Here is a 15,094-nt window from a genome sequence, read left to right on the forward strand (position 1 = left end):
GATGCCGCCCCCGGTACCGGACACCAGCGCGCTCAGGTAAATCCCACCACATGGTGCGGCTGATACGCCGTTTCCAGTTCGGCGATCTCCTCGCTGCTCAGTTCAACATCCACCGCTTGCAGCAGATCGTCCAGTTGTTCGGCGCGCGAAGCGCCAATAATCGGTGCGGTAACCGCCGGTTTAGTTAACATCCACGCCAGCGCCACTTGCGCGCGGCTGACGCCTTTATCGCCGGCAATCGCCGCTACCCGTGCGGCAATAGCCGCATCATTCTCTGCACTCTGACTGTAAAGCGATTTGCCAAACTCATCGGATACCGAACGCGCGGTGGTTTCGCCCCATGGCCGGGTCAGCCGCCCGCGCGCCAGCGGACTCCACGGCAATACCGCAATCTGTTCGGCCAGGCACAAGGGATGCATCTCGCGCTCCTCTTCACGCTGAATCAGATTGTACTGATCCTGCATACTGACAAACCGCGTCCAGCCATAGCGGTCGGCGGTGTACAGCGCTTTAGCGAACTGCCAGGCATACATTGAAGAGGCGCCGATATAACGCGCCTTACCGGATTGCACCACATCATGCAGTGCTTCCAGCGTCTCCTCCAGCGGGGTGTGATAATCCCAGCGGTGGATCTGCAGCAGATCGACGTAATCCATCCCCAGCCGTGTCAGGCTGTCATCAATCGATTGCAGAATATTTTTACGCGACAGGCCGCCGGCCAGATTACTCAGTGGGAAAAAGACTTTAGTCGCGACGACAATGTCGTCGCGCCGCGCATATGCGCGTAACGCCCGGCCAACAATTTCTTCGCTGCTGCCATCGGAGTAGCTGTTAGCGGTATCGAAGAAGTTGATGCCGGCGTCCAGTGCCTGCTTAATCAGCGGCTTGCTGCTCTGTTCCGGCAGTGTCCAGGCATGATTCCCGCGATCGGGTTCGCCAAAGGTCATGCAACCTAAGCAGAGGCGGGAAACCTGCAGGTCAGTACTGCCTAACTGGATCGTTTTCATCATGGCTCCTGTAGGGGCGGAGTTTGGTCGCCGCCAGTGCAATTATAGGCACAGGAGCCATAAATGGCCCCCCTACAGCGCCAGCCAGCGCTCGATTTGCTGGCGAATACCCTCAGCATCCAGCTGAAAATCATGACGAATTTCGTCCTGGGTACCCTGAGGAATAAACAAGTCAGGCAGACCAATATTCAGCACCGGCACCGGGCGGCGTTTGGCCATTAACAGTTCATTGACGCCGCTACCGGCACCGCCCTTGATGGCACCTTCTTCGAGGGTAATCAGCGAGTCGTGACTGGCAGCCAGTTCGAGGATCAGCGCTTCGTCGAGCGGCTTAACAAAACGCATATCGACCAGCGTGGCGTTAAGCGCTTCGGCGGCGGCGGCGGCTTCCGGCAGCAGGGTGCCGAAGTTCAGAATCGCCAGCTTTTCACCGGCACGTTTTTTCACCCCTTTCCCTAACGGCAGCGCCGCCAGTGGTTCCAGCTGCGCGCCGGTACCGTTGCCGCGCGGGTAACGTACCGCACTTGGGCCATCAGCGTAGTGATAGCCGGTGTACAGCATCTGGCGACATTCGTTTTCATCACTTGGCGTCATGATCACCATCCCCGGAATGCAGCGCAGATAAGCGATATCAAACGCGCCCTGATGGGTCTGTCCGTCGGCGCCGACAATGCCGCCGCGGTCGATGGCAAACAGCACCGGCAGCTTCTGAATCGCCACATCATGGATCAGCTGATCGTAGGCGCGTTGCAGGAAGGTGGAATAGATGGCCACCACCGGCTTATAGCCGCCAATCGCCAGACCGGCGGCAAAGGTAACTGCATGCTGTTCGGCAATCGCCACATCAAAATATTGCGCCGGATAGTCGCGGGAAAATGCCACCATGCCGGAACCTTCACGCATTGCCGGCGTGACCGCCATTAATTTGCTGTCATCGGCGGCGGTTTCACTCAGCCAGTTGCCGAAAATTTTCGAGTAACTGGGCAGACCTTCCGCGCTTTTTGGCAACAGACCGCTGGCCGGATCGAATTTCGGTACCGCATGCCAGCTAATCGGATCTTTCTCGGCAGGCGCGTATCCTTTGCCTTTTTTGGTCATTACATGCAGGAACTGCGGCCCTTTCAGGTTACGCATATTCTTCAGCGTCTGTACCAGCGCCAGCACATCATGGCCATCCACCGGGCCGATATAGTTAAAGCCGAGCTCTTCAAACAAGGTGCCCGGCACTACCATACCTTTCAGGTGCTCTTCGGTGCGTTTTACCAGCTCCTTAATCGGCGGCAGTCCGGTCAGCACTTTTTTGCCGCCTTCGCGCAGGCGCGCATAGGTTTTACCGGAGAGAATCTGCGCCAGACGGTTATTCAGAGCGCCGACGTTTTCCGAAATCGACATTTCGTTGTCGTTCAGCACCACCAGCAGATCAGATTTGATATCGCCCGCGTGGTTCATGGCCTCAAACGCCATACCGGCGGTAATCGCGCCATCGCCGATCACACAAGCGGTACGGCGGCCTTTGCCCTCTTTTTCGGCAGCCACCGCCATCCCCAGTCCGGCACTGATCGATGTTGAAGAGTGACCGACATTCAGTACGTCGAATTCGCTCTCATCGCGCCACGGGAAAGGATGCAAACCATTTTTCTGCCGGATAGTGCCGATACGGTCACGGCGCCCGGTGAGAATTTTGTGCGGATAAGCCTGGTGACCCACGTCCCACACCAGGTGATCGAAAGGCGTGTTATAGACATAGTGTAAGGCGACCGTTAGCTCTACCACGCCAAGCCCGGAAGCAAAATGTCCGCTGGAGCGGCTTACGCTGTCGAGCAAATATTGCCGCAGCTCATCACACAGCTTAGGCAGGCTCTCTTTCGGTAATAAGCGTAACTCTTGCACCGAGCTTGCCAGGGCTAATGTTGGGTATTTTGCAATATCAAAGCTCATCAGAGACTCATCGTGGAAGTTATTTATCGCGTTCAATTATAAAGCTTGCCAGCGCCTGTAATGACGTTGTATTGAAAGATTGCGCAGCAAGCGTGTCCAAAGCACTGAGGGATTCCTGATACAGATCCCAGGCTTTTGCACGGGCATTTTCCAGCCCCATTAACGCTGGATAGGTGCTTTTACCTAAATCCTGGTCGGCGCCCTGTCGTTTCCCCAGCACCGCGGTATCACCGACGACATCCAGAATATCGTCCTGTACCTGGAAAGCTAAACCTACCGCACTGGCGTAGCGATCGAGTGCTGGCAGGGCATTACGTCCGCGTTCGCCAGCCGTCAGCGCACCTAAACGCACCGCGGCGCGGATCAGCGCACCGGTTTTATGGCGATGGATCTGTTCCAGCGCCGTTAAATCAATCTGTTTCCCTTCTGCTGCCAGGTCGAGCGCCTGACCACCGCACATTCCCGCCACGCCGCTGGCCCGCGCCAGTTCGGAAATCATCGCAATACGATCGGTCGCATTTACGCCCGGCATCGGCTCATCAGCCAGGATCGAAAATGCCAGCGTCTGCAGGGCGTCTCCCGCGAGGATTGCTGTGTCTTCACCGAATTTGATATGGCAGGTTGGCTGGCCACGACGCAGGTTGTCGTCATCCATGGCTGGCAGATCGTCGTGAATCAGAGAATATGCGTGAATACATTCTACCGCCGCTGCCGGAGCATCAAGGCTGGCCGCATCGGCTTTTAACATTTCGCCGGTGGCGTAAACCAGAAACGGGCGTAATCTTTTGCCCCCTAATAATGCGCCATATTCCATAGCATTAACCAGAGGAGAACTCTGAAAAGGGAGTGGGGCTAATAATCGGGTCAGCGCGCTATTCACGCGATCGTGATACGTGTTGAGTAACCTGGCGAAATCCATTATTCACTATCCGGTGTGAAAGGGGTCAGTTCGGCGTCTTTGTCGTCACTCAGTAAAATCTGCACGCGCTGTTCCGCCTGCTGTAACTTCTGCTGGCCCGCACGCGCCAGCTGTACGCCACGCTCGAATTCAGTTAGCGCCTCTTCCAGCGGCAGATCGCCACTTTCCAGACGCGTGACTATCTGTTCAAGCTGCTGCAGTGAGGTTTCAAAGCTGGCGGGCTGTTCGGATTTTTTCGGCATAATACGTATCTGCTCAGTGGTTTTTCATCATCATGCAATCGGATATGGTAGCCGACTGGAATTAATTAGCAAAATAATGATATGGGCGGCGGTTGCTGAAGCAGTCGCCAGTCAAAGGTGATATACTTTTGCGCCTCGGATGCAAGGGGCTCAGGCCACTTTGCAATACATTGATTTTAACAGCTAAGTGTTGCGATTTTTAGCACTTAATTGTCCAACGAACCTGTGCCGCCATGAAGTTTATCATTAAATTGTTCCCTGAAATCACGATTAAAAGCCAATCTGTGCGTTTGCGCTTTATCAAAATTCTCACGGGGAATATTCGTAACGTTCTTAAGCACCATGATGATTCACTGGCCGTCGTGCGCCACTGGGATCATATTGAAGTGCGCTCCAAAAACGAAAATCTGCGTGCCACTCTGGTGGATTTGTTGACGCGTATTCCGGGTATTCACCATATCCTGGCGGTAGAAGACCGCGCCTGGAAGGATGTTCACGATATTTTTGAACAGACGCTGGCGCTGAACCGTGAGCGCATTGTCGGCAAAACCTTCTGTGTGCGCGTTAAACGTCGCGGTCAGCATGAGTTTAGCTCACAGGATGTAGAGCGCTATGTCGGTGGCGGGCTTAACCAGCACGTTGCCAGCGCGCAGGTAAAGCTGAATCAGCCTGAAGTGACGGTTAATCTCGAGATTGAAAATGATCGTCTGATCCTGGTGACCGGCCGCTTTGAAGGTATTGGCGGTTTCCCGATCGGGACGCAGGAAGATGTGCTGTCGCTGATCTCCGGTGGTTTCGATTCCGGCGTTTCCAGCTATATGCTGATGCGTCGCGGCTGCCGCGTGCACTACTGCTTCTTTAATCTCGGTGGCGCCGCGCATGAAATCGGCGTGCGCCAGGTAGCGCATTATCTGTGGAACCGCTTTGGCAGTTCGCACCGGGTGCGTTTTGTCGCCATTAATTTTGAACCGGTGGTTGGCGAGATCCTCGAAAAGGTCGATGACGGGCAGATGGGGGTGGTGCTGAAGCGTATGATGGTGCGTGCCGCTTCGCGTATTGCCGAGCGCTATGATGTGCAGGCGCTGGTCACCGGTGAGGCGCTGGGGCAGGTTTCCAGCCAGACGCTGACCAATTTGCGCCTGATTGATAATGTCAGCGACACTCTGGTGCTGCGCCCGCTGATTTCGCACGATAAAGAGCACATTATTCGCCTGGCGCGTGAGATTGGTACCGAAGATTTTGCCCGCACCATGCCGGAGTATTGCGGCGTGATTTCAAAAAGCCCGACGGTAAAAGCAGTGAAAGCCAGAATCGAAGCTGAAGAGCAGAATTTTGATTTCGCTATTCTTGACCGCGTGGTGTCGGAAGCGACCAATGTCGATATCCGCGAAATCGCCGAGAAAACCCAGCAAGAGGTGGTTGAAGTCGAAACCGTTGACTCTTTCACCGGTAACGATGTGGTGCTGGATATTCGTTCTATTGATGAGCAGGACGACAAACCGCTGAAGATTGACGGGATGGACGTGCAGTCGCTGCCGTTCTATAAACTCAGCAGCCAGTTTGGCGACCTTGATCAGAGTAAAACCTGGTTGCTGTACTGCGACCGTGGGGTGATGAGCCGCTTGCAGGCGTTGTATCTGCATGAGCAGGGTTATACCAATGTGAAGGTTTACCGCCCGTAACATCGCTCCGCGCGGGTTTATTTGCCATTGCGGCCCCGGGCTGCGCTCGCCATCGCCACGTACCCGCCGTACGCGGCGGTGGCGGCGCGCAGGCCGTGACCGACCAGGCGGCAACAATAACGTGCGTCAGATACGTTATTCCACCCACTCGCGATAATCAAAAATCCCCGCCGCCAGCACCAGTTGTGATGCCACCTGATGGGCTTTCTCTTTACCGACGATCAGATCGATCAGCTTCAGAGCAAAATCGATGGCGGTGCCCGGCCCCTGACTGGTCAGCAGGTTGACGCGCGGATCCCATACCACCCGTTTATCCATCCATTTGCCCGGCGGAATTGTCTCTTTCAGGCCCGGGTAACCGGTCATATTGCCGACCGGGAACAGGTCGTGCGGTACCAGTACCGTACCGGCAGCAGCACAGATGGCGGCGACGATGCGTCCGGAGAGATGGAACTGACGCACGCTTTCAACCAACAACGGACTGTCGCGAAACGTCTCCGCGCCCTTTAGCCCGCCCGGCAGCACGATGGCGGCAAAATCATTATCCGCCACTGCGACCAGCGGCGCATCGGCCAGCAGGCGTACGCCGCGCGAACAGATAATTTCGCGCTCGCCATTACTCTCCACGCTGGCGGTGGTCACCTTCAGACCGGCTCGCACCAGTAAATCAATGGTGGTGACCGCTTCCGTCTCCTCAGTTCCATGTGCCAGGCAAACCAGCACCGATGCGCTCGCGCTCATAATCTTGCTCCTTTCGCTTAACCAATTCATACAGACGACTGTTTTCCGGCGTGGCAATACCCTGTGCCCGTGCCCGGCGCAGCAGGTAACCGGTGATATATTCAATTTCAGTGCGGCGCTGAGCGCGAATATCCTGCAGCATCGACGACGTATTGCCGGCGGTACTGTCGATAATCGCCAGCACATAATCCATCAGGCTGTCGCGCGAAGTATGCTGTCCTTCACGCTCCATCACCGTGGCAATCTCGTCACACAAGCGGGCGATCTCATCGCGATACGGTAGCAGCTCGCCGTTGCGACAGTCATAGAGCACGCTTAACGGATTGATAACACAGTTGACCGCCAGCTTTTGCCAGCTGGTCGACGCCATATGATTATGCCAGGCGACATCCGGCAGGGCATGGTGCAGGATGTCGGCCAGCTCGCTCAGCCTGGCGCTCTCCGGCGTACCGGGGCCAATATGGGTAACGCCATTGGCGACATGGATAATTACCGTGCCATCCCGCGTCGCCGCATGGGTGGTGACGCCCTGCAGAATCGGCTGCGGCAGATTTCTCAGTTCGTCTATGGTGCCCATGCCGTTATGCAGCAGCAATATCGGGCAGCTTTTCGGCAGCAGCGTTTGCAAATTTCGCACCGCTTCCGATACCTGCCAGGCTTTTAGCGTTACCAGCAGCAGTTCGGTTTCGGCCAGAAACAGCGGATCGTTGGCAATATAGGTTTGGTTAATCACCTTGCCGTCGAGACCGATCACGTTCACAGAGCAGTAGGGCTGTGGTACGCGCAACCATCCCTGCACATCGTGTCCCTGTTGATCGAGAGCAGACAACCAAATCTGCCCCAACGCACCGCAACCCAGAACGGTAATTTTCATTGTTCCTCCCCGCATGCGGGTTTATCGCTGTGCCAGTTAGCAGCACAGGCTTAATTATAGCTTTGGCGGTTTTATTTGACCGTTACAAGCGAGTATTATGCATGTCACTTTAGAATCTGGAGAAGAAATCATGCCATCTTTCGATATCGTTTCTGAAATCGACATGCAAGAAGTACGCAATGCGGTGGAAAATGCCAACCGTGAGCTGTCTACCCGCTTCGATTTTCGTAATGTCACCGCCAGCTTTGAGCTGAATGAGAAAAACGAATCAATCAAGGTCATCAGTGAATCGGATTTCCAGGTTAAACAGCTGGTGGATATTTTACGCGAGAAGCTGCTGAAGCGCGGCATTGAAGGTGCGTCACTGGAAGTAGCAGAACAGATTGAGCATAGCGGTAAAAGCTGGAGTGTCGAAGCCAAAATGAAGCAGGGCATCGAGACTGAGATGGCGAAGAAGCTTGTTAAGCTGATTAAAGACAGCAAAATCAAAGTCCAGTCGCAGATTCAGGGCGATGAAGTGCGGGTGACCGGTAAGTCACGCGACGATTTGCAGAGTGCGATGGCGTTAGTGCGGGGTGGCGATTTGGGGCAGCCGTTCCAGTTTAAAAATTTCCGAGATTAATTTTATGTTATGCCGGCGGTATCAGCGGATGCCGCCAGCATTAGTGGGTTATTTAAGGGTCTTCGCCCAGGTTGATACCGGAGTCGGATCAAAGCCCGGCGTATGCTGGCGTTTGCTGATCTGCGCAGGATCCGCAGCGAACCCCAGATGCAGTACAGGCTTCACCCCCAATTTACCGGCATCCTTCAACTCCCTGACGGTGATTTCTCCACCTTCTATGGCATGCATTTCACCTGTTCTGTTGAGTTCTGCTTTGTTTGCCGCCATTCTGGCGAAAAGCGAAATGCCATCCTGACCGGGGACTTCCCATGTCTCGTTTTTGATGACAAAGACTTTGTGGTACCGATCCGACAGGCATTGATAGTCGACGGCTTGCGATGAGGTGATACCAAATATGGTCAGATTTTTTTCTGCGGCAATCTCCGCCGCCAGATTGCAAATTCCACCGTCCACGGTGCCACCGCATGCGATAAGTATCTTGTCCTTACTACCCTGAGCTGATTTTTCTATCGCATGGTCATAAATCTGCCGCAGTTCGTTTTTGACTTTTTCCATATCGGAAAGCTGATTACCGACGCTGTTTTTATTGTATGACATCCCCGAGTTGCCGGTAATAACCACAATATGTTTATTTGCGGTGTAGTTATCTATTTTTTCGCTGGTATGGTGATTATTCAGCTTGCTAAAATTCAGTGAATAAAAGTTCGGGTGTTTAATCAGTGCACTGGTGATATTCAGCTGGTTAATATCCATTGTACCCGCTTCACCCGCGCTGAGTTTGCTTAAGGCTATGCTGTCAGGGTATGGAAGCGAAGCGGCCTGGTTTGCCTTAATAGCCTCAGACATCCTTTTTCGTTGCGACAAAGCTGACGGCCGATGTTCTGGCGCGTTTAATGCCGGTTGCTGGTTTTGGCTTAACTGCTGCCACGGCTGCTTTGTCATAGCGTTAGCATACGAGATTCGCGACTGCGGGATAATTTTTTGTTTTCCAGTAGTCGATGGGCCAGTCGAAAAGCCGGCAACGGCAGGAAAAGGTCTGGCATCAACAATCTCCGGCTCTTTCTGCTTAACTAACGGCACGGACGCCGGGCGCGGCTGCTGAGCCAGCTTTTGCTCCGAAATCCCCCGTACGCACTCCGAATTTGATCGGGAATATATAGGTGGTGGCGGGGATAATAAAGAGGTGGGCGTTTTCTGGGTATTGCTGATTGCGCGGGTATCTGTGGATATCGCAGATATTTGTGACTGCGCGGGGAGAACGGGCGGGGCAGGCGGCACGTAAGTTGTCATCTGCCGGTTAATATTACTGTACAATTCAAACTCCTGTATTTTCACTGGTGTTGGCTTGGTTATTAATAAAATTATGTTCGGATCTTAATGTTGTTATCAGGTGATTTTGCGTGACCAGCTGTAGCGTCACTACAATAAAGCGATGATCTCAAAATTAAATTGTTATCAGGCAGAATGGCAGGAAAGTTAACGGCAGCAGTTATTAGCCGTAAGCAGACGAAACGCAGCGCGGGTATCAGCGATCTGGTCGGGGGAATGAAATGCGCTATTTTATTGTCGGGTCAGGTGACCGCCTGAGCGGTCACTTTTCATTCAGAGGCAGTTGCAGCGGATTATTTACAGCATTCAATTCAACTTATTATTGCAAACCCATTACCTTTCACACCTTATTACGCCGAAGCCACCAGCGCCTCAAGCTCCACGCGGCTGGTCACCTTGCTGTCGATCTTCACGTAGGCACTTTTCTCTTCCGGCACGATAAACACCGCGCTGACCCCTGGCTGGGCCTTCAGACGCTGCTCCACCTTGTCAAAACTGCCCTGAGCATCCTGTAGGGTGATTCGCAGACTGCTGACGTATGGCGGTTCCTGCATGCTAAAGCTGACAAATAACCATACGGCTGCCAGCACGGCGCCGAGCAGAAATACGCTTTGCGCATCGACGTTGCCATAAACCCAGCCGCCAACACTGCCGCCAATCGCCACGCCAATAAACTGGCTGGTGGAGTAAACCCCCATGGCGGTGCCTTTATAGCCCGGCGGCGACTCTTTACTGATCAGTGACGGCAGAATCGCTTCCATCAGATTAAAGGCGAGGAAGAACAGTTGCAGGCCAAATACCAGGGTCCAGAAGTGCCCGCCGGCGCCCCACATCACGATCTCGGCGATCAGAATTAGCGCCACGCAGCCAATAAATACCCGCTTCATCCGGCGCTTTACTTCAGCGTAAATAATAAACGGCACCACGCCGGCAAAGGCGACCAGCATCGTCACCAGATAGACTTTCCAGTGTTGTTCCGCCGGGAAACCGGCCTGTTCAAACTGGCCGGGCAGGGCGACAAAGCTCGACATCAGCAGGATATGCAGGCAAAGAATACCGAAGTTAAGTTTTAACAGGCGTGAATTGGCCAGTACTTCGCGAATACTGGCTTTAACCATCCCTGATTCGCGATTTAATACATGGTGCGGTGAGGTGGGCACCACCAGCAGGGTGATGACAATACCCAGCGTTGCCAGCAGTGCAATCATCCAGAACAGAGCATGCAGACCGAAGGCATGGGTAACAATCGGCCCTATCACCATGGCGATGGCAAAAGTAACACCAAAACTGATGCCGATAAACGCCATGGCCTTGGTACGATTCTGCTCGCGGGTTAAATCGGAAAGCAGCGCCATCACCGCCGCCGCAATGGCGCCGGAACCCTGCAAGGCGCGACCAAGGATCACCCCCCAGATAGAGGTGGTGCAGGCGGCAATCACGCTGCCGAGCACAAACACTAACAGACCACCGACAATCAGCGGTTTACGGCCAATACGGTCGGAGAGCAGGCCGAAAGGGATCTGAAACACCGCCTGCGCCAGGCCGTAAATGCCGATGGCGAAGCCAATGAGTGCTTCGCTTGCCCCCTGCAACGCCATGCCATAGGTGGTCAGAACCGGTAACACCATAAACATTCCCAGCATCCGCAGGGAAAAGACCGTCCCTAAACCCCAGGTCGCGCGCAGCTCAACCGGAGTCATTTTATTGTCGTTCATTACAACCTCAGTGAGAGTCTATTCCATCAGGCATGGTTAAATAGCCTGATGGAATAGGTTCTTAATCTGCAGCGGGTATTTTAAGGGCCTGGGCAGGGCGGGTAAAACATTAGTTTTTAAGCAGTGGTAACAAAAAGAAAGGGCGCGCTCTACTCTGGGTATGCGCGCCCCTGGTGATGTTGTTGGTGGTTACCAGACGTAAGTCAGTAAATCCTTCGAGGCCGGGGCCATAAAGTCTACTGACATCATCACGCTCAGGGAGGTGATGGCGACAATTGAGAAGATAAACAGTTTACGCGCCCAAACACCATCGTTTGAGGTCTTGTAACCTCTTAACGCCATTCCTAGCCACCACACGCTGACCGCTGCGGCAACCACCAGATATTTGTAGCCAGCGTATCCGCTCAGCGTCAGCATCAGTGTCGCCACCATAAACGCGATGATATACACCGTGATATGGTTTTTGGCCACCGAGATGCCTTTCACTACCGGCAGAACCGGAATATTCGCCGCCTGGTAATCTTTAAAGCGGAAGATGGCAATCGCATAGGAGTGCGGCATCTGCCACAGGCTAAAGATTGCCAGCAGGATCAGGGCGCCGGCATCAAACTCATTGCTCACCGCGCAGTAGCCAATCACCGGCGGCGCCGCGCCGGAGAGGCTGCCAATCAGCGTGCCATACACCGAGTTACGCTTCATATACAGACTGTATACGCCGACGTAAATCACGAAGCCCATCACCGCCAGCCACATAGCCAGCGGGTTAGCGCCAAGGTACAGCAATGCAAAGCCAGCAATACCCAGAACGGTTGCATACACCAGGCTTACTGTCGGAGAGATAAGGCCCTTAACCAGCACCCGATTCTTCGTCCTCTCCATTTTTTGGTCGATGTCGCGGTCGATGTAGTTGTTAAAAACACAACCCGATGCGACCACCAGCGAAACACCGACCAGGGTGGTGAGAAACAGGGAATAATCGATGCTGCCTTTAGAGGCCAGCAGGAATCCCCCGATGACAGAAATTAAATTTCCGAAAATAATTCCTGGTTTCGTTACTTGCAGGTATTGCTTAATCATCACAGGCGACTCTTTAGTGGGCCATCATGTTGTAGTTGAGGTTCCACATGATCCATATCGAGCCAACAACAACGATCAGGATAATGAGTGCCGCAAACACAAAGGCAATCATATTCCATCCATCTTCGGTTTTGGTGTTCAGGTGCAGGAAGTAGCCCAGATGCACTATGACCTGTACCACGGCACAAACCAGAACCACCGCGAGGATGGTGCTATGAGAGGCGGCACCGTCCATGACCATCCAGAACGGGATAGCAGTCAGAATGATCGACAGCACAAAGCCGATCATATAAGACTTCAGGCTACCGTGAGCGGCATCATGACCATGTTGGTTAACAGAATGACTCATTACATGGCTCCCATCAGATAAACAATGGTAAATACGCAGATCCATACCACGTCAAGGAAGTGCCAGAACATGCTCAGGCACATAATACGGGTACGGTTGGTACTGGTCAGGCCGCGACGGGAGATCTGATACATCAGTACCAGCATCCAGATCAGGCCGGAGGTCACATGCAGACCGTGGGTACCGACCAGCGTAAAGAAGCCAGACAGGAAGCCACTGCGCTGCGGACCAAAACCTTCGGCAATCAGGTGATGGAATTCGTAAATCTCCATCGCGATAAAGCCGAGGCCGAACAGGAAGGTCAGCGCCAGCCAGCCGTTAACTACCGATTTGCTGCCTTTGCCCATCCCGATAACGGCAAAGCCATAGGTAATGGAGCTGAGTAACAGCAGCGCGGTTTCAACCAGTACGAAAGGCAGTTCAAAAATATCTTTACCTGCCGGACCGCCTGCGGTGTTGTTAACCATAACTGCATAGGTCGCAAACAGGGTTGCGAAGATAATGCAGTCGCTCATCAGATAGATCCAGAAACCAAAGACTTTATTGGCTCCCGCATCGTGATGCCCATGCTCTGCATGGGCTTCGTGTGACTTACTCAGAGTTTCAGTTGACATTATTTCAGGCCTGCTTTGGTAATTTCGTCAAAGTGCTGATTCTCGATTTTCTCGACTTCCGCAACCGGTACATAGTAATCAACATCTTCATCGAAGCTCTTGATCACCCAGCTGGCGATGGCGCCGATAAATGACAGACCAACCAGCCACCAGATATGCCAGATTGCAGCAAAACCAAAGATCAACAGGAAGAAGCTAATGACAACACCCGCGCCGCTATTCTTCGGCATATGAATTTCTTCATAATGAGCTGGCTTTTTGTAAGTTTCACCTTTCTCTTTGATTTCCCAGAAGGCATCACGTTCGTGAACTTCCGGAATCACCGCAAAGTTATAGAATGGCGGTGGAGAAGACGTTGACCACTCCAGGGTACGACCACCCCATGGGTCACCGGTCACATCACGGTTCAGTTCACGGTCACGTACAGAAACCCAGAACTGAATTACCTGACAAACCACGCCCAGGGCGATCAGCGCCGCACCACAAGCTGCAATAACCAGCATGGTGTGGAACTTAGGATCGATATCCTGACTCAGACGACGGGTCATCCCCATAAAGCCCAGCGCATACAGCGGCATAAAGGCAACGAAGAAGCCGATAATCCAGAACCAGAATGCGCGAATACCCCAGGTTTCGTTCAGGGTGAAACCGAATGCTTTCGGGAACCAGTAAGTCACACCGGCGAAAATACCGAACACCACGCCGCCGATAATAACGTTATGGAAGTGTGCAATCAGGAACAGGCTGTTATGCAGAACAAAGTCAGCACCCGGAACCGCCAGCAACACGCCGGTCATACCACCGACAGAGAAGGTGACCAGGAAGCCAACCGTCCACAGCATCGCAGAGTTCATCACAATGCGGCCCTGGTACATGGTAAACAGCCAGTTAAAGATTTTAACCCCGGTCGGAATGGCGATAATCATCGTCATAATACCGAAGAAGGCGTTAACGTTCGCGCCGGCGCCCATGGTGAAGAAGTGGTGCAGCCATACGATAAAGGACAGGATAGTAATGACCACCGTTGCCCATACCAGCGAGGTGTAACCAAACAGACGTTTTTTCGAGAAGGTCGCCACCACTTCGGAGAACACACCGAACACAGGCAGAACCAGGATATACACTTCCGGATGACCCCAAACCCAAATCAGGTTGACGTACATCATCATGTTGCCGCCCATTTCATTGGTAAAGAAATGGAAGCCCAGATAGCGATCCAGGGTCAGCAACGCCAGCGTCACGGTCAATACCGGGAAAGCGGCGATAATCAGCACGTTGGTACAGAGTGACGCCCAGGTAAAGACTGGCATCTTGAACATGGTCATGCCTGGGGCACGCATTTTCATGATGGTAACGAAGAAGTTAATCCCGGTTAATGTCGTACCAATACCGGATAACTGCAGACTCCATATCCAGTAATCGACCCCGACCCCCGGACTGTACTCCGCGCCAGACAGCGGTGGATAAGCCAGCCAGCCGGTCTGAGCAAACTCGCCCACGCCCAGAGACAGGTTAACCAGCACCACGCCTACCGCCGTCAGCCAGAAGCTGAGGTTGTTCAGGAACGGGAAAGCCACGTCACGTGCGCCAATCTGCAGAGGAACAGCGATGTTCATCAGGCCGACCACAAATGGCATCGCAACGAAGAAGATCATAATCACGCCGTGGGCGGTAAAGATCTGGTCGTAGTGATGAGGCGGCAGGAAGCCAGCCTCGCCAGCCGAAGCCAGCACCTGCTGGCTACGCATCATCACCGCATCGGCAAAGCCGCGCAGTAACATGACGAAAGCCATCAGGATATACATGATACCGAGACGTTTATGGTCGATTGAAGTCAGCCATTCCGTCCACAGATATTTCCATTTACCGAAGTAAGTGATTGCGCCAGCCACTGCCAGACCACCAAGAATGATGGCGGCAACCGTAATCACGATAATCGGTTCGTGTAACGGTACTGCGTCAAGTGTTAATTTTCCCAACATCGT

The 15,094-nt window shown here is 53.4% G+C and carries 14 protein-coding genes; 2 read left to right on the forward strand and 12 right to left on the reverse strand.

All coding sequences use genetic code 11. The features are described 5' to 3' along the window. Positions 1 to 32 precede the first annotated feature (32 nt). The 4 genes from JWF83_RS08080 to xseB form a co-directional block, all read right to left on the reverse strand. A complete protein-coding gene (locus JWF83_RS08080) occupies positions 33 to 1,007 on the reverse strand; it encodes an aldo/keto reductase (protein ID WP_413649756.1) in 975 nt (324 codons plus the stop codon). A gap of 72 nt (positions 1,008 to 1,079) precedes the next feature. Further along, on the reverse strand, positions 1,080 to 2,945 hold the full coding sequence (dxs, locus tag JWF83_RS08085) for a 1-deoxy-D-xylulose-5-phosphate synthase (RefSeq protein ID WP_413649667.1): 1,866 nt from the start codon (positions 2,943 to 2,945) through the stop codon (positions 1,080 to 1,082). 19 nt (positions 2,946 to 2,964) lie between these two features. After that, the gene (ispA, locus tag JWF83_RS08090; protein WP_413649668.1) at positions 2,965 to 3,864 is read right to left on the reverse strand and encodes a (2E,6E)-farnesyl diphosphate synthase; all 900 of its coding nucleotides are present in this window, start codon (positions 3,862 to 3,864) and stop codon (positions 2,965 to 2,967) included. Continuing rightward, positions 3,864 to 4,106, reverse strand: coding sequence for an exodeoxyribonuclease VII small subunit (xseB, locus tag JWF83_RS08095; protein ID WP_413649669.1), 243 nt, complete (start codon positions 4,104 to 4,106; stop codon positions 3,864 to 3,866). Before xseB ends, ispA begins: the two co-directional genes overlap by 1 nt. Positions 4,107 to 4,339: 233 nt before the next feature. On the opposite strand from xseB, the gene thiI reads away from it, so the two are divergent. Beyond that, positions 4,340 to 5,788, forward strand: a complete 1,449-nt coding sequence (gene thiI, locus JWF83_RS08100; RefSeq protein WP_413649670.1) for a tRNA uracil 4-sulfurtransferase ThiI — start codon at positions 4,340 to 4,342, stop codon at positions 5,786 to 5,788. 135 nt (positions 5,789 to 5,923) lie between these two features. On the opposite strand, the gene yajL is transcribed toward thiI, so the two are convergent. Together yajL and panE are read right to left on the reverse strand one after the other, a co-directional pair. Next, on the reverse strand, positions 5,924 to 6,529 hold the full coding sequence (yajL, locus tag JWF83_RS08105) for a protein deglycase YajL (protein WP_413649671.1): 606 nt from the start codon (positions 6,527 to 6,529) through the stop codon (positions 5,924 to 5,926). After that, on the reverse strand, positions 6,483 to 7,403 hold the full coding sequence (panE, locus tag JWF83_RS08110) for a 2-dehydropantoate 2-reductase (RefSeq protein ID WP_413649672.1): 921 nt from the start codon (positions 7,401 to 7,403) through the stop codon (positions 6,483 to 6,485). Before panE ends, yajL begins: the two co-directional genes overlap by 47 nt. Before the next feature lie 130 nt (positions 7,404 to 7,533). Here panE and JWF83_RS08115 point away from each other — a divergent pair, with 130 nt between their 5' ends. Beyond that, complete coding sequence (locus JWF83_RS08115; RefSeq protein ID WP_413649673.1) at positions 7,534 to 8,025, forward strand: YajQ family cyclic di-GMP-binding protein; 492 nt, start codon at positions 7,534 to 7,536, stop codon at positions 8,023 to 8,025. A 48-nt stretch (positions 8,026 to 8,073) separates the two neighbouring features. Here the strand turns inward: JWF83_RS08115 and JWF83_RS08120 are convergent, their stop codons facing one another. The 6 genes from JWF83_RS08120 to cyoB all read right to left on the reverse strand — a co-directional run bounded on the left by JWF83_RS08120 (position 8,074) and on the right by cyoB (position 15,091). Continuing rightward, positions 8,074 to 9,339 carry a hypothetical protein gene (locus tag JWF83_RS08120; RefSeq protein WP_413649674.1) on the reverse strand — a complete coding sequence of 422 codons (1,266 nt, stop codon included), beginning with the start codon at positions 9,337 to 9,339 and terminating at the stop codon, positions 8,074 to 8,076. Between the two features lie 365 nt (positions 9,340 to 9,704). Continuing rightward, positions 9,705 to 11,069 carry an MFS transporter gene (locus tag JWF83_RS08125; protein ID WP_413649675.1) on the reverse strand — a complete coding sequence of 455 codons (1,365 nt, stop codon included), beginning with the start codon at positions 11,067 to 11,069 and terminating at the stop codon, positions 9,705 to 9,707. A gap of 189 nt (positions 11,070 to 11,258) precedes the next feature. Beyond that, complete coding sequence (gene cyoE, locus JWF83_RS08130) at positions 11,259 to 12,146, reverse strand: heme o synthase (RefSeq protein WP_413649757.1); 888 nt, start codon at positions 12,144 to 12,146, stop codon at positions 11,259 to 11,261. 13 nt (positions 12,147 to 12,159) lie between these two features. Further along, positions 12,160 to 12,495 (reverse strand): cytochrome o ubiquinol oxidase subunit IV, encoded by a 336-nt coding sequence (locus JWF83_RS08135; protein ID WP_413649676.1) that lies wholly within the window; start codon positions 12,493 to 12,495, stop codon positions 12,160 to 12,162. Further along, a complete protein-coding gene (locus JWF83_RS08140) occupies positions 12,495 to 13,109 on the reverse strand; it encodes a cytochrome o ubiquinol oxidase subunit III (protein WP_413649677.1) in 615 nt (204 codons plus the stop codon). The genes JWF83_RS08135 and JWF83_RS08140 overlap by 1 nt, the downstream gene beginning before the upstream one ends. Continuing rightward, on the reverse strand, positions 13,109 to 15,091 hold the full coding sequence (cyoB, locus tag JWF83_RS08145; protein ID WP_413649678.1) for a cytochrome o ubiquinol oxidase subunit I: 1,983 nt from the start codon (positions 15,089 to 15,091) through the stop codon (positions 13,109 to 13,111). Before cyoB ends, JWF83_RS08140 begins: the two co-directional genes overlap by 1 nt. Positions 15,092 to 15,094 lie beyond the last annotated feature (3 nt).

This window comes from Pantoea sp. B65 (genome assembly GCF_047308185.1).
GTDB lineage: Bacteria > Pseudomonadota > Gammaproteobacteria > Enterobacterales > Enterobacteriaceae > Erwinia.